Source organism: Streptomyces canus, assembly GCF_041435015.1.
GTDB lineage: Bacteria > Actinomycetota > Actinomycetes > Streptomycetales > Streptomycetaceae > Streptomyces > Streptomyces canus_G.
Window position 1 is genome coordinate 7,160,167 of sequence record NZ_CP107989.1, and the last position, 24,773, is coordinate 7,184,939.

The 24,773-nt window shown below is 71.3% G+C and carries 25 protein-coding genes; 14 read left to right on the forward strand and 11 right to left on the reverse strand.

Annotated elements, in window-relative coordinates; all coding sequences use genetic code 11:
* The first annotated feature begins 5 nt into the window (after positions 1-5).
* Together OG841_RS32685 and OG841_RS32690 are read left to right on the forward strand one after the other, a co-directional pair.
* Complete coding sequence (locus OG841_RS32685; protein WP_371567603.1) at positions 6-239, forward strand: ferredoxin; 234 nt, start codon at positions 6-8, stop codon at positions 237-239.
* A gap of 318 nt (positions 240-557) precedes the next feature.
* Positions 558-1,421: a tetratricopeptide repeat protein gene (locus OG841_RS32690; protein WP_371567605.1), complete on the forward strand. Its 864-nt coding sequence runs from the start codon at positions 558-560 to the stop codon at positions 1,419-1,421.
* A gap of 13 nt (positions 1,422-1,434) precedes the next feature.
* On the opposite strand, the gene OG841_RS32695 is transcribed toward OG841_RS32690, so the two are convergent.
* Positions 1,435-2,115 (reverse strand): TetR family transcriptional regulator, encoded by a 681-nt coding sequence (locus OG841_RS32695; RefSeq protein ID WP_371567607.1) that lies wholly within the window; start codon positions 2,113-2,115, stop codon positions 1,435-1,437.
* Positions 2,116-2,276: 161 nt separating this feature from the next.
* Between OG841_RS32695 and OG841_RS32700 the strand changes: the two genes are divergently transcribed.
* From OG841_RS32700 to OG841_RS32710, 3 genes are read left to right on the forward strand one after another with little or no spacing between them, the layout of a single operon-like run.
* Positions 2,277-3,710 (forward strand): glycosyltransferase family 4 protein, encoded by a 1,434-nt coding sequence (locus OG841_RS32700; protein WP_365117330.1) that lies wholly within the window; start codon positions 2,277-2,279, stop codon positions 3,708-3,710.
* Positions 3,704-4,438, forward strand: a complete 735-nt coding sequence (locus tag OG841_RS32705) for a class I SAM-dependent methyltransferase (protein WP_365117327.1) — start codon at positions 3,704-3,706, stop codon at positions 4,436-4,438. Before OG841_RS32700 ends, OG841_RS32705 begins: the two co-directional genes overlap by 7 nt.
* Positions 4,435-5,505 (forward strand): prenyltransferase/squalene oxidase repeat-containing protein, encoded by a 1,071-nt coding sequence (locus OG841_RS32710; RefSeq protein WP_328638095.1) that lies wholly within the window; start codon positions 4,435-4,437, stop codon positions 5,503-5,505. Before OG841_RS32705 ends, OG841_RS32710 begins: the two co-directional genes overlap by 4 nt.
* A gap of 15 nt (positions 5,506-5,520) precedes the next feature.
* Here OG841_RS32710 and OG841_RS32715 read toward each other — a convergent pair whose 3' ends face one another.
* The 6 genes from OG841_RS32715 to OG841_RS32740 form a co-directional block, all read right to left on the reverse strand.
* On the reverse strand, positions 5,521-5,814 hold the full coding sequence (locus OG841_RS32715) for a hypothetical protein (protein WP_057615136.1): 294 nt from the start codon (positions 5,812-5,814) through the stop codon (positions 5,521-5,523).
* Between the two features lie 40 nt (positions 5,815-5,854).
* Positions 5,855-6,865 (reverse strand): LLM class F420-dependent oxidoreductase, encoded by a 1,011-nt coding sequence (locus OG841_RS32720; RefSeq protein ID WP_371567611.1) that lies wholly within the window; start codon positions 6,863-6,865, stop codon positions 5,855-5,857.
* A gap of 104 nt (positions 6,866-6,969) precedes the next feature.
* Positions 6,970-7,809 (reverse strand): DUF5336 domain-containing protein, encoded by an 840-nt coding sequence (locus tag OG841_RS32725; protein ID WP_266565421.1) that lies wholly within the window; start codon positions 7,807-7,809, stop codon positions 6,970-6,972.
* An 85-nt stretch (positions 7,810-7,894) separates the two neighbouring features.
* Positions 7,895-8,797: an N-acetylmuramoyl-L-alanine amidase gene (locus OG841_RS32730; protein ID WP_371567614.1), complete on the reverse strand. Its 903-nt coding sequence runs from the start codon at positions 8,795-8,797 to the stop codon at positions 7,895-7,897.
* Between the two features lie 22 nt (positions 8,798-8,819).
* Positions 8,820-9,473 carry a class I SAM-dependent methyltransferase gene (locus OG841_RS32735; protein ID WP_371570889.1) on the reverse strand — a complete coding sequence of 218 codons (654 nt, stop codon included), beginning with the start codon at positions 9,471-9,473 and terminating at the stop codon, positions 8,820-8,822.
* Between the two features lie 319 nt (positions 9,474-9,792).
* Positions 9,793-11,526 carry an MFS transporter gene (locus OG841_RS32740; protein ID WP_328638092.1) on the reverse strand — a complete coding sequence of 578 codons (1,734 nt, stop codon included), beginning with the start codon at positions 11,524-11,526 and terminating at the stop codon, positions 9,793-9,795.
* A 136-nt stretch (positions 11,527-11,662) separates the two neighbouring features.
* Here OG841_RS32740 and OG841_RS32745 point away from each other — a divergent pair, with 136 nt between their 5' ends.
* From OG841_RS32745 to OG841_RS32760, 4 genes are all read left to right on the forward strand, one after another.
* Positions 11,663-13,096 carry an MFS transporter gene (locus OG841_RS32745; RefSeq protein WP_328638091.1) on the forward strand — a complete coding sequence of 478 codons (1,434 nt, stop codon included), beginning with the start codon at positions 11,663-11,665 and terminating at the stop codon, positions 13,094-13,096.
* A 51-nt stretch (positions 13,097-13,147) separates the two neighbouring features.
* Entirely contained in the window at positions 13,148-13,687 is a 540-nt protein-coding gene (locus OG841_RS32750) for a SigE family RNA polymerase sigma factor (RefSeq protein ID WP_057615123.1), read from the forward strand.
* Positions 13,687-14,487, forward strand: a complete 801-nt coding sequence (locus OG841_RS32755) for a hypothetical protein (RefSeq protein WP_328638090.1) — start codon at positions 13,687-13,689, stop codon at positions 14,485-14,487. Before OG841_RS32750 ends, OG841_RS32755 begins: the two co-directional genes overlap by 1 nt.
* A 278-nt stretch (positions 14,488-14,765) precedes the next feature.
* A complete protein-coding gene (locus OG841_RS32760) occupies positions 14,766-15,995 on the forward strand; it encodes an RNA-guided endonuclease InsQ/TnpB family protein (RefSeq protein ID WP_328638089.1) in 1,230 nt (409 codons plus the stop codon).
* A 34-nt stretch (positions 15,996-16,029) separates the two neighbouring features.
* Here the strand turns inward: OG841_RS32760 and OG841_RS32765 are convergent, their stop codons facing one another.
* Positions 16,030-16,662, reverse strand: coding sequence for a response regulator transcription factor (locus tag OG841_RS32765; protein WP_328643515.1), 633 nt, complete (start codon positions 16,660-16,662; stop codon positions 16,030-16,032).
* Positions 16,663-16,774: 112 nt separating this feature from the next.
* Positions 16,775-18,154, reverse strand: a complete 1,380-nt coding sequence (locus OG841_RS32770; RefSeq protein ID WP_328638088.1) for a sensor histidine kinase — start codon at positions 18,152-18,154, stop codon at positions 16,775-16,777.
* Positions 18,155-18,450: 296 nt separating this feature from the next.
* Here OG841_RS32770 and OG841_RS32775 point away from each other — a divergent pair, with 296 nt between their 5' ends.
* The 3 genes from OG841_RS32775 to OG841_RS32785 are packed head-to-tail and all read left to right on the forward strand — an operon-like array spanning position 18,451 to position 21,387.
* The gene (locus OG841_RS32775) at positions 18,451-19,326 is read left to right on the forward strand and encodes a MaoC/PaaZ C-terminal domain-containing protein (protein ID WP_328638087.1); all 876 of its coding nucleotides are present in this window, start codon (positions 18,451-18,453) and stop codon (positions 19,324-19,326) included.
* Positions 19,327-19,357: 31 nt separating this feature from the next.
* Complete coding sequence (locus OG841_RS32780) at positions 19,358-20,434, forward strand: Zn-dependent alcohol dehydrogenase (RefSeq protein WP_371567618.1); 1,077 nt, start codon at positions 19,358-19,360, stop codon at positions 20,432-20,434.
* Between the two features lie 8 nt (positions 20,435-20,442).
* Entirely contained in the window at positions 20,443-21,387 is a 945-nt protein-coding gene (locus OG841_RS32785; RefSeq protein ID WP_328638086.1) for a 3-oxoacyl-ACP reductase, read from the forward strand.
* Between the two features lie 65 nt (positions 21,388-21,452).
* Here the strand turns inward: OG841_RS32785 and OG841_RS32790 are convergent, their stop codons facing one another.
* Together OG841_RS32790 and OG841_RS32795 are read right to left on the reverse strand one after the other, a co-directional pair.
* On the reverse strand, positions 21,453-21,605 hold the full coding sequence (locus OG841_RS32790) for a hypothetical protein (RefSeq protein WP_086724430.1): 153 nt from the start codon (positions 21,603-21,605) through the stop codon (positions 21,453-21,455).
* A gap of 97 nt (positions 21,606-21,702) precedes the next feature.
* The gene (locus OG841_RS32795) at positions 21,703-22,983 is read right to left on the reverse strand and encodes a hypothetical protein (protein ID WP_328638085.1); all 1,281 of its coding nucleotides are present in this window, start codon (positions 22,981-22,983) and stop codon (positions 21,703-21,705) included.
* A 197-nt stretch (positions 22,984-23,180) separates the two neighbouring features.
* Between OG841_RS32795 and OG841_RS32800 the strand changes: the two genes are divergently transcribed.
* Both OG841_RS32800 and OG841_RS32805 read left to right on the forward strand, forming a co-directional pair.
* Positions 23,181-24,029 carry a Nif3-like dinuclear metal center hexameric protein gene (locus OG841_RS32800; RefSeq protein WP_328638084.1) on the forward strand — a complete coding sequence of 283 codons (849 nt, stop codon included), beginning with the start codon at positions 23,181-23,183 and terminating at the stop codon, positions 24,027-24,029.
* Positions 24,026-24,769: a zinc ribbon domain-containing protein gene (locus tag OG841_RS32805; RefSeq protein ID WP_328643514.1), complete on the forward strand. Its 744-nt coding sequence runs from the start codon at positions 24,026-24,028 to the stop codon at positions 24,767-24,769. Before OG841_RS32800 ends, OG841_RS32805 begins: the two co-directional genes overlap by 4 nt.
* Positions 24,770-24,773 lie beyond the last annotated feature (4 nt).

Below are 24,773 nucleotides of genomic sequence, written 5' to 3' on the forward strand. Positions count from 1 at the left end.
CGGCGATGGGTGACCGCTGGCACGTCGAGGTCGACCGCTCCCTGTGCATCGGCTCCGCGCAGTGCGTGCACACCTCCCCCGACGGCTTCCGCCTGGACACCGCCCGCCAGTCCCACCCCGCCGACCCGGAGACCGACGCCAACGAGAAGATCCTGGCGGCGGCGGAGAACTGCCCGGTGGAGGCCATCTTGATCACGCTGCTGGGGAGCGGGGAGCCGGTGTTCCCGCCGGAGGAGTAGGGGCCGAGAAAATCACGGTGTGAGGGGGTTCATTCCCGGACGGGCGTTCTATTGTGGAGATAGGCCTACGAGGCGAGTGAGGGAGTCCGACCGAAGTAGCCGACTCGGGCGAGAGGCGCAGGCTTCCGCCGGGGCCGACGTCGACGGTAGGGCTGAGAGGCCGGAGAGTAGCGGGAAGGCTCGACGGCGACCCCAAGAACCTGATCCGGACCATGCCGGCGAAGGGAACCCGTCTCGTAGGTCCCTCACGTGTTCCCCGCAGGCAGGAGGGCTTACGCTCCTGCGGTCGTCGTCAGTCCATTGCGGGAGTGGGGAAGCGTGGAGAAGTCCGAGGCCAGGGAGCTGATCGAGCAGGCGCGTGTCGCCTGGGACGTCGAGGACTGGCTGCGCGCCGCCGAGCTGTACGAGCGGGTGCTCGCGCACTTCCCGGACCTGGAGGCCAGCGCCGTGTGGTGGTACGACGCCGCGCTCGCCCACAAGTTCCTGCGGAACTGGGCCAAGGCGTACGACCTGGGCAGGGAGGCCGCGGCCCGGGCCCCGCGCGGCGAGGGCGACCCGGCGTACTGGAACCTCGGCATCGCGGCCACGATCCAGCGGGACTGGGCGACGGCACGGGACGCGTGGAGCGGCTTCGGCATCGAGCTCCCCGACGGGGAGGGGCGGATCGAGGCCCGCCTCGGGTACGCCTGTGTGCGCCTCGACAGCGGCGGCGAGCGCGAGGTCGTCTGGATCGAGCGGCTGTGCCCGACCCGCGGCCGGGTCGTCAGCGTGCCCGTCACGGGCGGGCGGCGCTTCGGCGAGATCGTCGTCCACGACGGCGAACCGAAGGGTGAGCGGGTCGTCGAGGGCTCGACGTACCCCGTCTTCGAGGAACTCCTGCTCTTGGAGGCGTCCGAACTGCCCACCCTGGAGGTCACGGTGGCCGCGGGCGAGGCGGCCGACCTGGAGGCCCTCCTGGAGCTGTTCACCGACCACGGCTTCGGCGCCGAGCCGGCGAGCGGCGTCCGCGTGCTGTGTGCCTGCTGCAGCGAGGGCACCCACGAGCAGGAGCGCGCCGTCGACGCCGGCGCCCAGCAGGTCTCCCTCGCGGCTCCTGAGGAGGAGGCCCGGCGCCTGCTGGAGCGGTGGGCGGGGGAGGCGGCGATCGGACGGAGCTGGAGCGGGCTGGTGGCCGTCGGCTAGCGCCCCGAGGGTATTAGGCCCGCGGTTCCGTGAGGTCGATCAGTCGGCACACCGTCTCGATGTCGATCTTCACCTGGGCGATGGAGGCCCGGCCCGAGAGCCAGGTGATCAGGGCCGAGTGCCAGGTGTGCTCGATGACGCGGACCGCGGAGAGCTGCTCGGGCGTCGGGTCCTCGAGCCCCATGGCGTCCAGGATGATCAGCGTGGTCTGGTGGGAGACCTGGTCGACCTCCGGGCTCACACTGCGGTCCGCGAAGGTCAGCGCGCGGACCATCGCGTCCGCCAGGTGCGGCTCGCGCTGGAGCGCCCGGAAGGCCCGCATCAGGGTCTCCGCGACCCGCTCGGCCGCCGTCTCGCCCTGCGGCGGCTTCTTGCGCAGCGTGCCGTGCATGTGTTCCAGCTGGTCCTGCATGGTGGCGACCAGCAGATGGATCTTGGAGGGGAAGTACCGGTAGAGGGTGCCGAGCGCCACCTGCGAGGACTCCGCGACCTCCCGCATCTGCACCGCGTCGAACCCGCCGCGGCTCGCCAGCTGCGCGCTCGCGTGCAGGATGCGGCGGCGCCGCGCCTCCTGCCGCTCGGTCAGCGGTGGTGTGTCGGGTCGTACGGTGCTGGCTTCCACTCCGGCCGGCTTGGCCACCTTGTCCACCTTGGCTTCCGTGACAGTCCGTGAGGATGTGTGATCACTCAGCATGCCAGGGTGCCGGTCGTGGCGTGAATCACCTGATCCACCGCTCACAGGACCCCTACCTGCCGGTAGATTCAGAGCCTCCTGAACGATCAAGTCTGAAACTTGTTCTAGATTACCTTCTCGTCGTAATCTCGCGGGACAGTGCAGGCAGAAGGGGGCCCAGAGTGACCGCTGAGGCCAGTCAGGCAGGGGCCTTTGACGGCCCGGCCGCCGACGGCGAGCGACCGCTCCGTATCGCACTCCTCACCTACAAAGGGAACCCGTTCTGCGGCGGCCAGGGTGTCTACGTACGCCACCTCTCCCGCGAACTGGCCCGCCTCGGCCACCACGTCGAGGTCATCGGCTCCCAGCCGTACCCCGTACTCGATCCGGGCTACGACGGTCTGAGCCTGACCGAGCTGCCCAGCCTGGACCTCTACCGCTCCCCGGACCCCTTCCGCACCCCGAAACGCGACGAGTACCGCGACTGGATCGACGCCCTGGAAGTCGCCACGATGTGGACCGGCGGCTTCCCCGAGCCGCTCACCTTCTCCCTGCGGGCCCGACGTCATCTCCGGGCCCGCAGCGGTGAGTTCGACGTGATCCACGACAACCAGACCCTCGGCTACGGCCTGTTGGGCGATGTCGGCGCTCCGCTGGTGACCACCATCCACCACCCCATCACCGTGGACCGGCAGTTGGAGCTGGACGCGGCCGAGAGCCGGTGGCAGCGGCTGTCCAAGCGCCGCTGGTACGCCTTCACCCGTATGCAGAAGCGCGTGGCCCGCCGCCTGCCGTCCGTGCTCACCGTCTCCGGCACCTCCCGCCAGGAGATCATCGAGCACCTGGGCGTGCGCGACGACCGTATCCACGTCGTCCACATCGGCGCCGACACGGACCAGTTCTCGCCGGATCCGTCGGTGCGCGTGGTGCCGGGCCGGATCGTCACGACCTCCAGCGCGGACGTCCCCCTCAAGGGCCTCGTCTTCCTCGTCGAGGCGCTGGCCAAGGTCCGCGCGGAACACCCCGGGGCGCACCTGATAGTTGTGGGCAAACGGCCGGCCGAGGGCCCGGTCGCCCAGGCCATGGAGCGCTACGGCCTCGAAGGCGCCGTCGACTTCGTCAAGGGCATCTCGGACGCCGAACTGGTCGACCTCGTCCGCTCGGCGGAGGTCGCCTGCGTGCCCTCGCTCTACGAGGGCTTCTCACTCCCGGCCGCCGAGGCGATGGCGACGGGCACCCCGCTGGTCGCCACGACCGGCGGCGCGATCCCCGAAGTCGCGGGGCGCGACGGCGAAACATGCCTGGCGGTACCGCCGGGGGACCCGGGCGCACTGGCGACCGCCCTGAGCCGTCTCCTGGGCGACCCGGACCTGAGGGTGCGACTCGGCCGGGCCGGACGTGAGCGGGTACTGGCCAAGTTCACCTGGGCGAAGGCCGCGGAGGGCACGGTGTCCCGCTACCGCGAGGCGATCGCCGGCTCCGCCGCCGAGGCCCCGCCCCGCTCCGCGGCCCAGCCCCCCGGCCGTTCCGCGGCCGCAGTAACGGGCGGCGCACCGCTGACCGCCCCCCGACTGACCGACGCCGATCTCAACCCCGAAAGCAGGGCCACGTGCTGACCGTCGACTTCTCCCGGTTCCCGCTCGCGCCGGGCGACCGCGTCCTGGACCTCGGCTGCGGGGCCGGCCGGCACGCGTTCGAGTGCTACCGGCGCGGCGCGCAGGTCGTGGCGCTGGACCAGAACGCCGACGAGATCCGCGAGGTCACGAAGTGGTTCACGGCGATGAAGGAGGCGGGCGAGGCACCGGAAGGGGCCACCGCCACCGCGATGGAGGGCGACGCCCTGGCCCTTCCCTTCCCCGACGAGTCCTTCGACGTCGTGATCATCTCCGAGGTGATGGAACACATCCCGGACGACAAGGGCGTACTCGCCGAGATGGTCCGGGTACTCAAGCCGGGCGGGCGGATCGCCATCACCGTCCCGCGCTACGGCCCCGAAAAGGTCTGCTGGGCGCTGTCCGACGCCTACCACGAGGTCGAGGGCGGCCACATCCGCATCTACAAGGCGGACGAGCTCCTCGCGAAGATCCGCGAGGCCGGCCTCAAGCCGTACGGCACCCACCACGCGCACGCCCTGCACTCCCCGTACTGGTGGCTCAAGTGCGCGTTCGGCGTCGACAACGACAAGGCGCTGCCGGTGCAGGCGTACCACAAGCTGCTGGTCTGGGACATCATGAAGAAGCCGCTGGCCACCCGGGTCGCCGAGCAGGCACTGAACCCGCTGATCGGCAAGAGCTTCGTGGCCTACGCGACCAAGCCGCACCTTCCGCGGGTGGCCACCTCGTGACCACTCCCCGGACAGAACACCTCGTCCTGCCCGGGGTCCTCACCGCCGAGCAGGCCGCCGCGACCGTCGCCGGGATCCTGGCCGCGCAGCGGGAGGACGGGGCGATCCCGTGGTTCCGCGGGCACCACCTCGACCCGTGGGACCACACCGAGGCCGCGATGGCGCTGGACGCGGCGGGCGAGCACGAGGCGGCCGAGCGGGCCTACGCATGGCTCGCACGGCACCAGAACGAGGACGGTTCCTGGTACGCGGCGTACCAGGACGGGGACTTCGCGCAGGTCACCGACCGGGGCCGCGAGACGAACTTCGTCGCCTACATAGCCGTAGGAGTCTGGCACCACTATCTGTCCACCGGCGACGACATGTTCCTCGACCGAATGTGGCCGACGGTGTACGCGGCGATGGAGTTCGTGCTCGAACTCCAGCAGCCGGGTGGGCAGATCGGGTGGAAGCGGGAGGACGACGGCACGGCCCTCACCGACGGGCTGCTCACCGGATCCTCCTCGATCCACCACGCGCTGCGGTGCGCCCTCGCCATCGCCGAACAGCGCGAAGAGGCCCAGCCGGACTGGGAGTTGGCGATCGGAGCGCTGCGGCACGCGATCCGGCGGCACCCCGAACGCTTCCTCGACAAGGACCGCTACTCGATGGACTGGTACTACCCGGTCCTGGGTGGGGCGTTGACCGGCGTGGAGGCCAAGTCCCGTATCGAGGAGGGCTGGGACCGGTTCGTCGTGCCCGCTCTCGGGGTGCGCTGTGTCGTCCCCAACCCGTGGGTCACGGGCGGGGAGTCGGCCGAACTCGCGCTGGCCCTGTGGGCGACGGGCGAGTCCGACCGAGCCCTGGAGATCCTCCAGTCGATCCAGCATCTGCGGGACCCGGAGAGCGGGCTGTACTGGACCGGGTACGTGTTCGAGGACGGGGCGGTGTGGCCGCTGGAGCTGACCACGTGGACGGCGGGATCGCTGCTGCTCGCCGTCGCCGCGCTGGGCGGCCATGAGGCCACCTGCGCGGTGTTCGGCGGCGAGCGCCTGCCGCTGGGGCTCGACCCGGACTGCTGCGCCTGAGCGCTCGGTCGGGTCTCAGTGACGGTGGGCGCGGTTGGCGATGGCGTGGCCCACGAACAGGTAGACGACCGCTGCCAGGCCGTAGCCCGCGACCACCCGGGCCCAGGCCTCGTCGAAGGTGAACAGGTCGTAGGACCAGCCGGCGAGCCAGCGGGCGGCGTCGTGGATGAACTGCACGAAGTCGTTCGCCCGGTTGGCGTCCAGCAGGTACATCAGGATCCACAGGCCCAGAATGAGGGCCATGATGTCGGCGACGATCGCTATGACCGTCCCGGCTGAGTTGGCACCACGGCGAGATTCAGTGGACATGGTGTTCGAATGGCCCCGAATTCCCGGACGAAACCTGGCGTCACGTGTTGAGCTCCGCCAGCACCCGCAGCGACTCCTGGTCCGGGGCCAGCGCCAGCAGGTCCGTCACCGGGCCCTTGCGCCACGACTCCAGCCGCTCGGCGATGCGTTCGCGCGGTCCGACCAGGGAGATCTCGTCGGCGAAGGCGTCCGGCACGGCGAGCACGGCCTCCTCGCGGCGGCCTTCGAGGAACAGCCGCTGGATCCTGCGCGCCTGCTCCTCGTATCCCATCCGGGCCATCAGGTCGGCATGGAAGTTGCGGGCCGCGTGGCCCATTCCGCCGATGTAGAAGCCCAGCATCGTCTTGACCGGAAGCAGGCCCTCGGCCACGTCGTCGCAGACCCGCACCTGCGCCATGGGGGCCACGAGGAAGCCCTCCGGAGCCTCGGCGAGCGAGGTCTCGTAGACCTCGGGCCGGTTCGGCGACCAGTACAACGGCAGCCAGCCGTCCGCGATCCGGGTCGTCTGGGCGATGTTCTTCGGGCCCTCGGCGCCCAGCAGGATCGGCAGTTCGGCGCGCAGGGGATGAGTGATCGGCTTGAGCGCCTTGCCGAGGCCGGTGCCGTCCGGGCCCCGGTAGGGGTGGGAATGGAAGCGGCCGTCCAGCTCGACCGGCGCCTGCCTCCTGAGGACCTGCCGTACGACGTCGACGTACTCCCGGGTCGCGGTCAGCGGCGACTTGGGGAACGGACGGCCGTACCAGCCCTCGACGACCTGCGGACCGGACAGCCCGAGGCCCAGCAGGACCCGCCCGCCGGAGAGATGGTCCAGGGTGAGGGCGTGCATGGCGGTCGTGGTGGGGGAGCGGGCCGCCATCTGGGCAACGGCCGTACCCAGCCTGATCGTCGACGTCCGCGACGCGATCCAGGTGAGCGGTGTGAACACGTCCGACCCCCACGACTCGGCCGTCCACACCGAGTGATAGCCGAGCCGCTCGGCCTCCTGGGCCAGCGGCACATGGCGGGGGTCGGGGCCGCGGCCCCAGTAGCCGAGCGCAAGACCGAGTCGCACGACGCCTCCTGACGGTATGTCAGATCTCCGGGAGCGCTCGCGAATGTACGGCAACGGCCCCCCGCCCGGAAGGGGCGAGGGGCCGTCCTACGACCTCGAAGGGCTCAGCCGCGCTGGATGCCGCTCGTGTCCTGCAGCACGCCACGACGGCCGTCCTGCGTCTGGGCGACCAGACCCGGACCGCGCTGCTCGACGGCCAGGTACCAGGTGCCCGGGGCGAGTTCGGCGATCGGCGTCGGCGAACCGTCCTCCGCGAACAGCGGGCGCGGCACCGGCACGGCGAACCAGAACGGCGAGAACTCCGCGGCCGGCGGCTGCGGGGCCTGCGCCTGCGGCTGAGGCTGCGCGCCGAACGGCTGCCCCGGCTGCGGCTGACCGCCGTAGGGCTGCCCCTGCGGCCCGGCCTGCTGCCCCGGCTGCTGGGCACCCGGGTAGCCGTAACCACCGGGCGGCTGGGCGCCGTAGGGCTGCGGCTGGGGCGGCTTGGGGGCCGGGACGAGACCGGCCTGGAGGGCGGGGACGAGAGGGGTGGCGACGGCGGCCGCGGCCATGACCAGGGTGGCGACGAGAGCGAGGATCAGTCCGATACCGGCGCTGACCGTGTTCGAACTGGAGCCGTAGTCCGCGGCGCTCAGCGGGTCGAACACGTTCCCGAGCGCGCTCCAGGCCGCGAACACCGTGAACGCGGCGCCGACTTGGCCGAGGTCGAGCCCCGCCACCTTGGGCAGCTGCGGCAGGCCGCGCGACAGAACGACGAGGGCGGCGCCGATGATGCCCGCGAGGACAACCCCCATCACGACCGGGCCGCTCGCCCAGGCGCTGGGGAGGTCGGCGTCGTCGGGGGCTCCGTCGACCGAGTAGAGATCAAGGAACGACGCGATGAACAGCAACACCGCTGCACCGATCACCACGCCGTCGCCTCGAGTGAGGGAGCGGATATTCACTTCAAGTCCTTCGTAGGTCGTCTCGTCGTCGGTAGACCCTATCGTCCGCCCGGCGGAGCGTACGACGGGATCAGCGCGCTGATCCTCACCCGCGCAGGAAACTCACCATTCCCTCAGAGATTCCCTGCGCGGCCTTCTGTCGCCAGGCCCCGCTCGTGAGCAGGGCCGCGTCCTTGCTGTCCCGCATGTTGCCGCATTCGATGAACACCTTGGGCACCTTCGAGAGGTTGAGGCCGCCCAGGTCGGTGCGGGTGTCCAGTCCGGTGCCGTGGCCGATGTAGTTGGAGGGGGCGGTGCGCGTCGCGCGTCCGAAGTCGTGCGCGATGCGCTCGCCGAGTTCGGCGGAGGGGGCGACGATCCGGCGGGTGTCGGCGATGCCCTGGTGGACGCGGCCGGGAAGGATCACGTGGTAGCCGCGCTGCCCGGCGCTCGCGCCGTCCGCGTGGATGGATACGACGGCGTCCGCGTGTGCCGTGTTGCCGATCCTGGCCCGCTCGTCCACACAGGGGCCGTAGGGCCGGTTACCGTCCTGGGTCAGTTTCACCGTCGCGCCCTGCCTCTCCAGGAGCGTGCGCAGCCGGTGGGCGACGTCGAGGGTGAACTTCGCCTCCGCGTAACCGGCGTTGGTCGACGTCCCTGTCGTATCGCACTCCTTGCGGTTCGTCCCGATGTCCACCTTGCGGTTGATCTCGGCCGTGTGCCGGAAGTTGGTGAGGTTGTGTCCGGGGTCGATGACGACGACCTTGCCCCGGAGCGAGCCGAGCGGCTTCTTGTCCTCGATGGTGGTGGAGGAGACGGTCGGCGGAGCGCTTGCCCGCGGACTCGCCGCGGCCGTCGTCGCGCCGCCGTCGGCCGCCCCGCTCACCCCCGCGTACACCAGCCACCCGAGCAGCGCGCCCGGCACGAGCACGGCGAGGGCGAGGGCCAGCGGGCGGCGCCGGGGGCGGCGGGGCTGGGGCGAATCGAATTCAGGGCCTGCGTACGACACGTCTGCGACTCTAACCGCGCTCTCAGATCCCCGCCCGCACCCGCCGCAACACCCGCAGCGAGTCGTTCGCCGAGACCTCGGTGAAGGCGCCGGAGGCGAGGGCCCGGAGGTAGACCCGGTAGGGCGCCTGACCGGTGAACTCGTCCTCCGGCTCGGGGAACACGTCGTGGATGACGAGCAGCCCGCCCTCGGCCACGTGCGGGGCCCAGCCCTCGTAGTCGGCGTTGGCGTGCTCGTCGGTGTGACCGCCGTCGATGAAGACCAGACCGAGAGGGGAGCCCCAGACTTTCGCGATCTGGGGAGAACGGCCGACCAGGGCGACCACGTGCTCCTCCAGTCCGGCCCGGTGGAGGGTCCTGCGGAAGGTGGGCAGCGTGTCCATCAGCCCGAGCTCGGCGTCCACGGTCTCCGGATCGTGGTAGTCCCACCCCGGCTGCTGCTCCTCGCTGCCGCGATGGTGATCGACGGTCAGCGCGGTGACCCCGGCCTCCCGGGCGGCGTCGGCCAGCAGGATCGCGGACCGGCCACAGTACGTACCGACCTCCAGGAGCGGCAGCCCGAGCCGCCCGGCGTCCAGAGCGGCTTCATGGAGGGCCAGCCCCTCACCCAGGGGCATGAACCCCTTGGCAGCCTCGAAGGCGGCGAGGATCTCGGGCTTGGGTGCGGCCGCGGCCATGGGTTTCCTCTCGGTCGTACGTGCGGGCAGACGTCGTACGACCGCGATGCCGCCGTACGCCCCTCCGGACGCCCCATGCTGCCGCACCCCTCCGCCCGACGGGGGACAGGGGGTGGGGAACGTACCGGGGGCGCATGATGCACGCGGGAGCCACAGACCGTCGAGCTGCCGGAGTCGGCCAGGGTGGGGCCCGGTGTGTCGGGACGGGCGGAGGTTCGATCGGAGTGGGCGCCGTCGGTCGTACGGCCTTCCGGGCGCCCCCGACGCGACACATCCCCGCCCTGGGATGGGGCGGGGATGTGTACCGGCTTCGTGTCGGTCAGGCCGTGACCGTCTCGCCCGGCAGGGCCAGGTCGAGGTCGATCGCGCGGTCGTCGCCCGCGTGGGTGGCCGAGGAGGCGAGGGGGCCGTGGCCGGTGGCGCGCGCGGCGAGGACGTAGGCGCCCTGGGCGGGGACGGTGAGGACGTACGTGCCGTCGTCACCGGAGAGCGTCGCCCCGGCCTGCCGTCCCCGCCGGTCGATCAACGTGACCTTGGCCCGGGGGACCGGCGTGCCCGCGGAGTCGAGGACGCGGCCACGGAAGCCACGCAGCACCTCGTCGGCCCGCTCGATTCCCGCCTCCTCCTCGCTGCTCGCACGCAGCTGCGGCGCCCGGTTGGGCTTCGGCAGGAACAGGGCCATCAGCAGCCCGACCGCCACCGCGCCGGTCGCGATCAGGAAGGAGAGCCGGAACCCGTGCATGGTCGGTATCGCGACGCCCCCGACGTTGTTCGCCGTGTTCGCCAGCACCATGCCGATCACGGCGCTCGACACGGACGTACCGATGGAGCGCATCAGCGTGTTGAGCCCGTTCGCCGCCCCCGTCTCCGAGGCCGGGACCGCGCCCACGATCAGCGCGGGCAGGGAGGAGTAGGCGAGCCCGATGCCCGCGCCCAGGACCACCGCGATGACGAGGCTCTGCCAGGCCGCGCTCATGAGGCCCAGCCCGGCGCCGTAGCCGATCGCGATGATCAGCATGCCGAGGATGAGGGTGAACTTGGGGCCGTACTTCGCCGACAGCCGGGCGTAGACGGGCGCCGTGAACATCATCGTCAGGCCCAGCGGAGCGACCAGCAGGCCCGCGACGACCATCGACTGGCCGAGGCCGTAGCCGGTCGCCTTCGGGAGCTGGAGCAGCTGGGGAAGGACGAGCGAGACGACGTAGAACGAGACACCCACCATGATCGACGCCAGGTTGGTGAAGAGGACCGCCGGGCGGGCCGTGGTGCGCAGGTCGACCAGGGGGGCCTTCACGCGCAGTTCCATGACGCCCCACAGGAGGAGGACGACGGCCGACGCGGCGAACAGGCCGAGCGTGGTGCCGGAGGACCAGCCCCAGTCGCTGCCCTTGGTGATCGGCAGGAGGAAGAGGACAAGGCCGACGGAGAGGCCGATCGCGCCCAGGACGTCGAAGGTGCCCTCGGCGCGCGCCGGGGACTCGGGGACGACGAGGAGGGTGAGGGCGATGGCGAGCGCGCCGATGCCCGCGGCGCCGTAGAAGAGGGCGTGCCAGTCGGCGTGCTGGGCGATCAGTGCCGCGAGGGGCAGCGCCAGGCCGCCGCCGACGCCGATCGAGGAGCTCATCAGGGCCATGGCCGAGCCGAGCTTCTCGCGGGGCAGCATGTCCCGCATGAGGCCGATGCCGAGGGGGATCGCGCCCATCGCGAAGCCCTGGAGGGTGCGGCCGGCGATCATCGTGAGCAGGTCGCTGGTGAGGGCGCTGACCAGGGCGCCCACGACCATCACGGCGAGGCTGAGGATCAGCAGGCGGCGCTTGCCGTACAGGTCGCCGAGGCGGCCCATGATCGGGGTGGCGACGGCGCCCGAGAGCAGGGTGGATGTCAGGACCCAGGTGGCGTTGCTGGGCGCGGTGTCCAGCAGTTGCGGCAGGTCCTTGATGACCGGGACGAGCAGGGTCTGCATCACCGCGACCACGATGCCCGCGAAGGCGAGCACCGGGACGACAGCGCCGGACGCTCTCCGGGTGGGCTGGTCGGTCGGCGTGTGCGTCATGTGAGGGAGGCCTCCGGGCCTGGAAGATCGGGTTACGTGTGGCTTGAACTACGTATGCATGGGCAACTATTCCGATGCTTCGGCGTACTAACGATTTCTTTATATTCTCTTGGGGAAGCGGAACCGGGTTGAGAGCATGACGGCCATGCTCGAAGCCGCTGAAGTCGCCCGCAGGCCCCGCCGTCCCCGGTCCGCGCCGCCCGCCTGGCTGGTGGTGGCGCTGGCGTGCGCGGGCCAGTTCCTGGTCGTGCTCGACGTGTCCGTCGTCAATGTGGCGCTGCCGTCCATGCGCGCCGACCTGGGCATGAGCGAGTCCGGACTTCAGTGGGTCGTGAACGCCTACTCCATCGCCTTCGCCGGGTTCATGCTCCTCGGCGGCCGGGCCGGTGACCTCTACGGCCGCAAGCGGATGTTCCTGGTCGGCCTCGGCCTGTTCACGGCGGCCTCGCTGGCCGGCGGGCTGGCCCAGGGGGACGCCCAACTGCTGATCGCGCGGGCCGTGCAGGGGCTGGGTGCGGCGGTGCTGGCGCCCGCGACGCTGACCATTGTCACGTCGGCCGTCCCGGAGGGGGCCGCGCGGGCCCGGGCCATCGCCACCTGGACGGCCGTGGGTGCAGGGGGCGGCGCCGCGGGCGGATTCGTCGGCGGACTCCTGGTGGACACCCTGTCCTGGCGCTGGGTGCTGCTGATCAACGTGCCCGTCGGCGCGCTGGTCCTGCTGGGCTCACTGCTGTGGCTGACCGAGAGCCGCAGCGGGGACGGGCGGCGCCTCGACCTGCCGGGAGCGCTGCTGGTCACCGGGGGACTGGCGGTATTGGCGTACGGCATCTCGCAGACCGAGGCCGAGGGGTGGGCGGCGGCCGCCACCCTGCTCCCGCTGGCCGCCGGGCTCGCGCTGGTGGGGGGCTTCCTCCTCGTCGAGTCCCGTACGACGGCTCCGCTGATGCCCCTCGGGCTGCTGAGGGTGCGGGCGGTGGCGTCGGCGAACGCGGCGATGTTCCTGAGCGGCTCCGCGATGTTCTCCATGTGGTATTTCATGACGCTTTACGCCCAGAACGTCCTCGGCTACTCCCCCCTGGCCGCCGGGGCCGCACTGATCCCGACCTCGCTGGCGATCGTGGTCGGCTCGAAGCTCGCCCCGCGCTTCATGCGCCGGTTCGGGGCGCGGTGGGTGGCGGTGCTCGGCACGACGGTCGCGGTCGCCGGGTTCGCCTGGCAGTCGACGATGACCGCGGACGGCGGCTATGTGACCGCGATCATGTGCCCCGGGATCCTGATGATGCTGGGCGCCGGTCTCGCCACGACCCCGCTCGCCTCGCTGGCCACGTCCGGGGCGGCGCCGGGGGAGGCCGGGCTGGTGTCGGGGCTGGTCAACACCTCGCGCACGATGGGCGGCTCACTGGGGCTCGCCGGCCTGTCGACGCTGGCGGCGGCGCGGACGGGGGACGTGGCTTCGGCGGAGGCGCTGACGGAGGGGTACGCGTTGGCGTTCCGGGTGGGGACGGGGGTGCTGCTCGGCGGGGTGGTGCTGATGCTGGCGTGGCTGCCGCGAAAGATCTCCGCGAACTGAGGCAACGGTCCGGGCGGCTCATGGACTCCTTCAATCATCTAGGAGGTGCCCATGGGGGATCGGAAACAGGCTCGGGACGAGGAGTTCCAGAGCTTTGTCATCGGCCGCTGGCCGCGGCTGATGCGGACGGCATTTCTCCTCACGGGGGAGCAGCACGCCGCGGAGGACCTGGTCCAGTCGACGCTCGAACAGGCCTATGTGGCCTGGCGCAGGGTCGGCTCGGCGGACGATCCGGAGGCGTATGTACGGCGCGTGATGATCAACGCGCACGCACGCAAGCACCGCAGGAAGCTCAGGGAGTTCCTGGCGCGGGGGGACGACTCGGGCCTGGTGCGCGAGATCGCCGACACCGGTGACCGCATCGCCCAGGCCGACGACCGCAGCGCCCTGCTGACGGCGCTGGCCCAACTGCCGCCCCGGCAGCGGGAAGCCGTGGTCCTGCGGTACTGGGAGGACCTGACCGAGACACAGACGGCCGAGGCGATGGGCTGCTCGGTCGGCTCGGTGAAGAGCAACGCGGCCAAGGGGATCGCGAAACTTCGCGCCATACCCGGACTGGCCGACATGGTGACGCAGGGAGGGCGGAAGTGATGAGCACGGACCGGGAGATGGGCCACGACATGAGTGACAGCGACATCGCCGTCCTGCTGGCCGACGCCGCCGACGAGGTGGAGATCGGCATAGCCCCCTACCAGGCGGTGCTCCGCGGAGGCCGCAGGCGCAGGGCCCGCCGCTGGGCGGTGGCCGCGGCCACGGCACTGGTGCTCGCGGGGTCCTCGGCGACCCTCGCGGTGGCAGGTCTGCCGGGCGGGGACGGGGGCCAGGTGGCGACCCAGCCGCTCGTCCCGACCGACGCCGACCCGTCCAGGGCCCTGCAGACCACCCTGGCCACCGGCACCGACCAGGGCAGCAAGTGGCGGGTCCTCATCGACGTGTGGTCGGCCCCGCGCGACGAGAAGCAGGCCGAGGCCCAGCGCGCCGCGATGGCCTTGCGCGGCGAGACCCCGCCGGACGCCCACGATGCCTCCGACCTCATCGGCAAGATCACGTACTTCGTATTTCGCGACTACGGCGACAAGACGACGAAGATCATGGAGAACACGGTCCCCAAGACGGACAGGCTCAGCGGCACGGACCTCATGTCCGGCTCCCTTCCCCTCCAACCCGGCGGTACGAAGGACGTCCGTCTCGTCATCGGCTACATCGCCAAGACTGCCCAGCGGGTCAACTGCACCTGGACGAACGGGACGGCGACGGTGGTGGAGAAGGCCGGCTCCGCGACCGGCACCGACGTCCCGGCGATCCGGTCGGCGGAGGGCTCCCCCTACGACTGGTTCGTGTGCGTGGCACCGAAGGGCACCGAGTACGAGACGGCGGAGGTGATCGAGTAGGGAACCGCCGGGCTCACCTGATTCTTGCGAGGATGCCCCGGCGTTCACGCCGGGGAGGAATCGCATCCCGTGGATGGCGACGCGGAGCGTCGCCGTGTCCGGTCTCTTGGGGGGGCGCGGAGCGCCCGCGAAGCCGCTGACGGAGACGGAGAGCGAACGGGTGTGCCCGTGTTCGCTGGTGGGGGTGGCTTCACCGTAGTGGGGTACGGGTGTGCGCGTGTCGCACGTACGGTCTCTTCAGGGAAGCTGGGGCGATCGGGCGGGGTGTGGGGGGTGTCGTGTCGGGGGTGAAGGAGGGCGGGGCCGTCGGGCATGCCCGGTGGACGTTCCGGCTGCGTGTGTCGTCGACCGCTGAGCGTGCGCTGCTGGCGGAGTGGGACCGGTGCCGGTGGGTCTGGAACGAGTGCGTCGCCAAGTCCCAGCAGACCGACCTGTGGAACAAGAACCGCCCCGAAGACGCCGACCAGGCGACGTGCGGTCCGGCCCGGCTCGACACGATGCTGACCGAAGCCCGCGCGAAGACGCCGTGGCTGCGTGAGGGGTCATCGGTTCCCCAGCAGCAGATCATCCGGGACTTCGGCAACTCCCGCGCGAAGGCGCACAAGGACATCCGCGAACGTCTGCCGCAGTATCGCCGGGCCGGGATGCCGAAGTACAAGAGAAAGCGTGAGGCCGACCCGAGCCTGAACTACACCAAGCGCGGCTTCCGGCTGAAGGACGGCCGTCTGCACCTCGCAGGCAACATCGCCCTGACGGTCGTGTGGTCGCGGGATCTTCCCGCCGAACCTTCCTCGGTGCGTGTATACCGTGACACCCTCGGGCAGTGGTACGCCTCGTTCGTCGTGCCCGCCGAAGTCCAGCCGCTGCCCCGGACCGGCCAGGTGATCGGGATCGACTGGGGTGTCAGGGAGACCGCGACCACCACCAGCGACACCCACGACCTCCCGCATGCCCAGTACGGGAAGAAAGCTCAGGCGAAGCTGTCGCGGTACGACCGCATGATGGCCCGCCGCAAACCCGCCACAGGACAGGCAGCCTCCAAGGGCTACCGCGAGGCGAAGAAGCTGCGGGCCAAGGCGTACAAGCAGGTGTCCCGGCAGCGGCAGGACACCGGCCGCAAGTGGGCCAAGCGCGTGGTGGGCGACCACGACGCCATCGCCGTGGAGGACTTCCGGCCGAAGTTCCTCGCGAAGTCGACCATGGCGAGGAAGGCCGCCGATGCCGCCATCGGTGCCACCAAGAAGGCCCTGTTGGAGATGGCCCGCAAGCACGGCAGGATTGTGCACCTGGTCCATCCCGCGCACACCACGATGGACTGCGCCCAGTGCGGAGCGAGAACCAAGCACGCACTACCCCTGTCCGAACGAACCTATGCCTGCGCCGCGTGCGGAACCGTCTCGCCCAGAGACAAGAACTCCGCCCGCGTGATGCTGGTCCGGGCTGGTCTCAACCCGGCTGGTGCTGATGGCGCAAGACCCGGCGGGACGCTGTTCCGCCAGGCAGCCTGAGCCAGGAATCCCCCTCGTTTACGAGGGGGAGGATTCAAAGCCACCCCTGCTGCCGGGCCGCCCGTACGGCCTCCATCCGGTTGCGGGTGCCCGTCTTGCCGATGGCGGAGGAGAGGTAGTTGCGGACGGTGGACTCGGAGAGGTGGAGCTTGCCCGCGATGTCGGCGACCGTCGCGCCGTCCGTGGACGCCTTGAGGACATCGCACTCGCGGGCGGTGAGGGGGTTCGGGCCGGCGCTCAGGGCGGCCGCGGCGAGGGCGGGGTCGATCACGGTCTCGCCGGTCAGCACCCGGCGGATCGAGACCGCCAGCTCCTCCACGGGACCGTCCTTGACGAGGAAACCGGCGGCACCCGCCTCCATGGCCCGGCGGAGGTAGCCGGGTCGTCCGAAGGTGGTCAGGATCAGCACCCGGCAGTCCGGCGCCTGGTCGCGCAGTTCGGCGGCCGCGTCCAGACCGCTCATCCCTGGCAGCTCGATGTCGAGCAGCGCCACGTCGGGGCGGTGGACGAGCGCCGCGTCCACGATGGCGTCCCCGGCCGCGACCTGGGCCACGACCTCGATGTCCGGCTCCATCCCGAGCAGCAGCGCGAGCGCCCCACGCATCATGCCCTGGTCCTCGGCGAGCAGTACGCGGATGGACTTGGCGGCCCGGTGCTCCCGGGGCATCTCGTTCACGGCCCAAGAGTAGGGCGCGCGGGCGGGAGCGGAGGGGGTGCGAGTTTGTTGCGCCGACGCGCTGGATCCTTGAGAACAGAACAGTGGACCGACCCGTACGGCGTCACCCGGCCACCTCGCCGATGGAGGCTCCGCGCACCGCCCCCGCCGGCTCCCCCGGCCGCTCCGGCGCCACCGACTCGACCGGCAGCTCGGCCCGCACCACGAATCCGCCCCGTGACCCCGGGCCCGCCTCCAACGACCCACCGGCCGCGGCCAGCCGCTCGGCGAGCCCCTTGAGACCGGTGCCGCCGACGACCGGGATGGACACCGTGCCGGCGTTCTCAACCCCGCACTCACCCCCGCACTCACCTCCGCGTTCACGCACGGTCGGCGCCGTGCCCGCCGCCGCCCCCCGGCCGTCGTCCCAGACCCGCAGCCGTACCCGTTCCGCCGAGCCCCGCACGGAGATCTCGCAGCGCTCCGCCCCGCTGTGCCGTACCGCGTTGGTGACCGCCTCGCGGACCACCCAGCCCAGCAGGGCCTCGGTCTGGGCCGCGAGCGGGTGGCCGGAGCGGTGGACGACCGGCTCGATGCCCGCGGCGCGCAGGGCCGAGGCGGCCAGGTCGAGGTCCGCGCTGAGGCTGCCCTCGCGGTAGCCGGTCACCGCCTCGCGGATCTCGGTGAGCGCCTGGCGGCCGACCGACTCGATGTCGGAGACCTGGACGAGCGCCGCGTCCAGATCGCGGGGGGCGAGGCGCCGGACCGCCTCCGACTTCACCACGATCACCGACAGGGTGTGCCCGAGCAGGTCGTGCAGATCGCGGGAGAACCGCATCCGCTCCTCCTCGACCGCACGCCGGGCCAGTTCCTCGCGGGCCTCCCGCAACTGCCGTACCGCCTCGGAGAGGGACATGATCGCGGCCGTCACCATCGTGGAGATCCACGTGGCGTACGCGGTGTCGAGTCCGCCCCAGCCGTCGCGGTAGACGGAGACCGCGCCGGCGACCACGGCCACCACCGCACCCACCCACCGCAGGTGCGGCAACCGCACGACCGCGCCCGTCGCGAGGCCGAACAGGGGGAAGAACAGCAGCCAGTTGCCGCCGTACGCCATCGCCAGACCGCAGGTGACCAGGCCCATCAACACCAGCGCCACCCGGGTGGAGACCGCGTCCCGGGTCTGCTTGTGGAACGAGCGGAAGGCGACGTAGATGTAGAGCGAGTTGAACGTGAGCAGCCCCAGGCCGCCGATCCACGGGTTGGAGGCCTCGCCCTGGAAGAGGTTGGAGAAGGCGCCCATCCCCAACAGCAGCCACGGCAGCAGACCGAAGCCGCTGCCCAGGCCCGCGTTCGTGGGGACCTCCCCGGCCCGCTGCGCGGCCTTGTACTCGGCGTTGAGGCGCTGCTTGTTCGCCTCGTAGTACCGCTGGTGCTTCCGCGCCTCGCGGACCTTCTCGCGGATCTCGTCCACGCGGCACGAGAGCTTGTCCCCTGTTGTCATACCGACGACGCTACGTCTCGCGGACTCCGCCCGGCAGATGTGCGTGTACGGACTCGGGCAGTACAAATGTCACGGTGCCGGAACCCGGGGCGAGACCCGCCTGACGACCCATCCGACACTCACCTGACACTCCGTCAGGAGTCTTCACAACTGCGGTGGGCTCGGCTATACAGAGGGCGCCGGACTGGAACGCGTTCTAGATCGGCCCGCGACGACCTCGGTGCGGCCGACGGTGCGGACGGCCGTACCGAGGTCTTGACTCCGCCACGGTCGGATCCGCCACTGTCAGGAGCCGTATGCCCATCGACGCAGCCAAGGCCCTCGCCGCCGAGCCCCGGACCGGCGAGATCTCCTGGAACACCAAGGACGTCCAGCTCTACCACCTCGGCATCGGGGCGGGCTCGCATCCTGACAAACCCAGCCCCGCCACCGATCCCGACGAACTGCGCTACACCCTCGAATCCCGGCTGCACGTCCTGCCGAGCTTCGCCACGGTGGCGGGCTCGGGGGCGCCGGGAGTGATCAGCGGTCTGTCCTTGCCCGGCATCGACGTCGATCTCGCCAAGGTCCTGCACGGCGGCCAGGCACTGACCATCCATCGTCCCCTCCCCGCCGAGGGCACGGCGACCGCCACCCACCGCATCGCCGCCGTGTACGACAAGGGCAAGGCGGCCGTCCTGGTCATGCGGACCGATGTCGCGGACGCCGAGGGCCCGTTGTGGACCAACGACGCCCAGATCTTCGTACGGGGGGAAGGCGGCTGGGGTGGCGACCGAGGGCCCTCCGCCCGCCTCGACCCCCCGGCCGGCGAGCCCGACCGGACCGTGCAGCGCCCCATCCGCGAGGACCAGGCCCTGCTCTACCGCCTCTCCGGCGACTGGAACCCGCTGCACGCCGACCCGGAGTTCGCCAAGGTCGCCGGGTTCGAACGGCCCATCCTGCACGGGCTGTGCACCTACGGCATGACGCTCAAGGCGGTCGTCGACACGCTGCTCGGCGGGGACGTGACCCGGGTGCGGTCGTATGTCACCCGGTTCGCCGGGGTCGTGTACCCCGGGGAGACCCTGCGGATCCGTATGTGGCACACGCCGGAGTCCACCCGGGTCGCCGTCGGCGCGGTCGAGCGGGACGACGCGCCCGTCCTCGCCGACACCATCGTCGAACACTCCTGAACCCAGAACGCCGTACGAGGGGAGCCGCACCATGCGCGCAGCCGTACTGCACGAGATCGGCCAGGAAAAGCTCGAGGTCCTCGATGACGTCGAGGCGGTGGGCTTCGGACCCGGCAGGGTACGGATCAGGGTCCGGGCCACCGGACTGTGCCACTCGGACCTGTCCGCCATGGCCGGGGTCCTCCCGCAGCCCGCGCCCTTCGTCCCCGGACACGAAGGCGCGGGCGAGATCCTCGAAGTCGGGCAAGGCGTCAGCCACTTGAAGGCCGGCGACCGGGTCGTCGTCTGCTGGCTGCCCGCCTGCGGTGCCTGTCCCGCCTGCAAGCGCGGCCAGACCGAACTGTGCCTGGCCGGCTTCATGAACGCGGGCACCCCCAACTTCCGGCGCTCCGGCGGCGATGTGTTCGGCTTCGCGGGCACCGGCACCTTCACCGAGGAGGTCGTCGTCGACGCGGGCTGCGCGGTGCCGATACCCGACGACGTGCCCTTCGACATCGCGGCACTGATCGGCTGCGGGGTCACCACCGGACTCGGCGCCGCGCTCAACACCGCGGACGTGGAGGCCGGTTCGTCGGTCGCCGTCATCGGCTGCGGCGGCGTCGGCATCTCCGCCATCCAGGGGGCCCGTCTCAAGGGAGCCGCCGAGATCGTCGCCGTCGACCCGGTCGCCTCGCGCCGCGAGGCCGCCCTCGAGTTCGGCGCCACCCGAGCCGTCTCCCCGGACGAACTGGCCGACGCCAAACAGCAGGTGACCGCGGGCGAGGGCTTCGACTACGTGTTCGAGGTCGTCGGCAAGTCGGCGACCGCCAGGACGGCGTACGAGACCACCCGGCGCGGCGGCACCCTCGTCGTCGTCGGCGCGGGCGCCATGGACGACTTCCTCCAGCTCAACATGTTCGAGCTGTTCTTCGACGAGAAGCGCATCCTGCCGTCCATGTACGGCGGTGGGGACGTCCTGCGCTCCTACGAACGGACCATCGCCCTGTGGCGGGCCGGCCGCGTCGACCTGGACCGTCTGATCACCCACCGGGTGCCGCTGAGCGAGATCAACGAGGCGCTCGACCAGATGCGCACGGGAGCCTCGCTCCGTACGTGCATCGAGATCTGAGGGCCGCGATGACCGAGCCACTGCCCCTCGAAGGGCTCACGGCGATCGTCACCGGCGCGGGCCGGGGGCTGGGCCGGGCCGAGGCGATGGAGCTGGCCCGGCTCGGCGCTGCCGTGGTCGTCAACGACTACGGACAGCCGGGCCGGGACGGTTCCGGCGAGGCCTCCGCGGGCCCCGCCGAGCAGGTCGCCGACGAGATCCGGGCCGCGGGCGGCCAGGCCGTCGCCCACACCGGCGATGTCGCCGACCACCAACAGGCCGGTCGGCTCGTCGGGTTGGCGATCGCCGAGTTCGGCAAGCTCGACATCCTCGTCAACAACGCGGGCATCCTGCGCGACCGCATGGTCTTCTCCATGACCGAGGGCGAGTGGGACGCGGTGATCCGGGTCCACCTCAAGGGCCACTTCAACACGACCCGGTTCGCGGCCGCCCACTGGCGGGAGCGGTCCAAGGCGGCGGCAGGGCCGGTGTACGGCCGTATCGTGAACACCTCCTCGGAGGCGTTCCTCGCCGGGTCCGCGGGACAGCCCAACTACGCGGCCGCCAAAGGCGGAATCGTCGGGCTCACCACCTCGACGGCCCTCGCACTCGCCAAGTACGGCGTGACGGCCAACGCCATCTGCCCGCGTGCCCGCACCCGGATGACCGAGGACGTCTTCGCCGGCCTCGAGCAGCCCGAGTCGGGACTCGACCCCCTCGCCCCCGAGCATGTCGCCCCGCTCGTCGGCTACTTGGCCTCACCGGCGGCCGAGCGCGTCAACGGCCAGCTGATGGTCGTCCACGGAGGGATGGTCGTGGTCGTCGAACGACCGCGGGTGCAGGCCAAGTTCGACAGCAAGCAGGACACCTTCACCTACGACGAACTGGACGCCCTCCTCACCCCGCACTACGCGCGGCGGCCGGCGGAGGAGACGTTCGCGGCGGCCGAAGTGCTGGGACTCAAAAGGGAGTGAAGGGGAGTGGACGCGCAACGGCCCGCTCCTAGGACAAGGAGCGGGCCGTGTGTCGTCGTCTGCCCTCAGGCCGCGGCCTCGGTCTGCTCGACCGACTTGCGGTGACGGCCACGCGGGGCCGTCTCGCTGTCCTGGACCGAGACCGGACCCCGGTGCTTACCGTGGCCCGTGGACTCCTGGACGTCTGCAGTCGACTGGTTCGTGCTGGCGTCGCTCATGGAAGAAATTCACCCCGTCAACATGATCTTTCTTTACAGCGGGGCGAGTTTAACCGGCGCACCACGGGCCGAATCCAGGCGGCCGGGCCAACCGGCACTACTTCGTTACAAGATTGCCCAACGGGGCTTGCTGCAAAGGCACAGGACGTGCCACGACAGGCTCCGGAGGACCCGGTTCGGGCGACCGCGCGGCCGTACCGCCGCCGCCCTCCGGATCCTCCGGGCCCGCGTCCCCCGCCCCCGTACCCCCCGTTCCCCCCGGGCCCTCCGCCTCCCCGGTGAGGGCCCCGCTCCTCGGTGCCGCCGCCCACCGCGCCACCCCGCACGGCGCGTCCGCCGTCGCGTACGGCAGGAGCAGTTCACCGGCCTCGGTCCACAGCCCGGAACCCGCCAACCACCCCTCGGGCCCCGCCAGATGCTGGACCTGCCGTGCGGCGGGCCGCCACACACCCACCCAGCTGCCCATCGGGCCGTCGATCCGCAGTGCCACCCCGCAGCACTCCGGCGTCAGCACCTGCCCCGGCTGGATCGCGAACGGCGTCACCGCGCAGTCCGGCACGCGCAGGCACTCCGGGAACCGCACCGGGAACGTGCTGCCCAGCACCCCCCAGCCCAGCCGCGCGCGCCCAGGAGAGGGCGCGTCCGAGGAGATCAGCAGCAGCCCGCTGTCCGGGTCGGCCAGCAGCAGCCGGTCATCGCTGCCGTCGGCGATCTGCAGCAGCGGCGACACCTCCCCGCCGCGCCCCAGATCGACCACGACCGCCTTGGTCCGCCCGCCGAGCTCACGGTCCAGGGCCAGCATCCGCCCGGTCCGGTCCAGCCACACCCCGCCCGAGCACCGCCCCGGCATCTCCGCGAGGTGTTCCGGCCCGAAGGCACCGCCCGCCACCAGCCACACGGCACTGGAGCGTGGGCCCACGGCGAGGGCGTACGCCTTCTCACCACCCGGCGCCGGCGGCAGCAGCCGTAGGATCGTTTCCTCCCCCGGGCACTCGACCGCGCCCAGCGGCAGCTCACCGGTCGTCGGGCCGGTCGGGTAGAGCAGCGAGAAGGCGTGCCGTCCGTCCGCGAACCGCCTGATCAGCACCCGTCCGTCGCCCATCGGCTGCACCTCGGTGCCGGGCTCCTCGGGCTGGTTGCCCGGCAGCGGCACCGCGTAGGGCTCCGGACCGTCCAGCGTCCAGCGCTCCGGGAACCAGGAGCCGCCTTCCTGGGCGAGACGGGCCGCGTAGGAGCCGTCGACGGTGATCACACACTCGGTCCGCGGCGTCTTCCCGTTCTCGTTCCCGTTCTCGGCGATCGCGTACTCCGTCCGCGGGGTCTCCCCGTCCTCGTTCTCGTCGTTCGCCGCCGCGGGTTCGATGGCACAGGCCGTCATCGTCCGGTCACCTCCGGCCACGAAGGTAGTTTTCGCACGCACAGGCGTGGGACGGCCGCGCTTCCCCTTCACACAAAGGGGTGGCCCAGGAACGATTCGCCTGAGGAAACCGAGACGACTGTGCTCGCCGGGGCACGGGATCTCGTCGACCGGCGGCACAGGTTCAGCAGGACAGACCAGGCAGGTAGCCTTTCCCCGTGCCCCGTCTGTCTGAAGTCATCGCCGCGCTGGAGAACCTGTGGCCCGCCGCGCGGGCCGAGTCCTGGGACGCGGTCGGCACCGTCGTGGGCGAACCCGACCAGGAGGTCACGCGGGTCCTCTTCGCCGTCGACCCGGTCCAGGAGATCGTCGACGAGGCGGTGAAGCTGGGCGCGGACCTGCTGGTCACCCACCATCCGCTGTACCTCCGGGGCACGACGACCGTGGCGGCCTCGCACTTCAAGGGCCGGGTCGTCCACACCCTCATCAAGAACGACATCGCGCTGCACGTCGCCCACACCAACGCGGACACCGCCGACCCGGGCGTCTCGGACGCGCTCGCCGGCGCGCTCGACCTCCGGGTCGTAGGACCGCTGGTGCCGGACCCGACGGACACCTCGGGGCGCCGGGGGCTGGGGCGGGTGTGCGAGGTCGACCCCCCGATGACCGTCCGCGAGCTCGCCGCCCGGGCCGCCGAGCGCCTGCCCGCCACCGCGCAGGGCATCCGCGTGGCCGGCGACCCCGAGGCCACGGTCCGCACGATCGCCGTCAGCGGCGGCTCCGGCGACAGCCTCTTCGACCAGGTCCGCGCGTCCGGCGTCGACGCCTTCCTCACCGCGGACCTGCGTCACCACCCGGTGTCCGAGTTCATCGCGGACCGCGCCCACAGTCCTCTCGCGCTGCTCGACGCGGCGCACTGGGCCACCGAGTGGCCCTGGTGCGAGCTGGCCGCCGCCCAGCTCGACGAGATCTCCGACCGCCACGGCTGGGACCTGCGCGTGCATGTCTCCAGGACGGTCACCGACCCCTGGACCAGCCACTCCCCTTCACCTGGAGCCCCCAACTGAACGCCGCGCCCGCCGACCAGATCCGACTTCTCGACGTCCAGGACCTCGACGTCCGCCTCCAGCAGCTCGCCCACAAGCGCAGGTCGCTGCCCGAGCACGCCGAGATCGAGTCGCTCACCAAGGACGCCACCCAGCTGCGCGACCTCCTCGTCGCCGCCCAGACCGAGGAGAGCGACACCGCCCGCGAGCAGACCAAGGCCGAGCAGGACGTGGACCAGGTGCGCCAGCGCGCTACCCGCGACCAGCAGCGCCTGGACTCCGGAGCCGTGACCTCGCCCAAGGACCTGGAGAACCTCCAGCGCGAGATCACCTCCCTCGCCAAGCGCCAGGGCGACCTCGAGGACATCGTCCTGGAGGTCATGGAGCGCCTGGAGTCCGCGCAGGAGCGGGTGGCCGAGCTGACCGGGCGGGTCGCCTCCGTCCAGTCGAAGATCGAGGACGCCACCGCCCGCCGGGACGCGGCCCTCGAAACGCTGGACGGCGACATCGCCTCGGTGACCAAGGAGCGCGAGGTCATCTCCGCCACCGTCCCCGCCGACCTGCTCAAGCTCTACGACAAGCTCCGCGAGCAGCAGGGCGGCATCGGCGCGGCCAAGCTGTACCAGCGCACCTGCCAGGGCTGCCGCCAGGAGCTGGCCATCACCGACATCAACGAGATCCGCGCGGCCGCGCCCGACACCGTGGTCCGCTGCGAGAACTGCCGCCGCATCCTGGTGCGCACGTCCGAGTCCGGCCTGTAAGGAG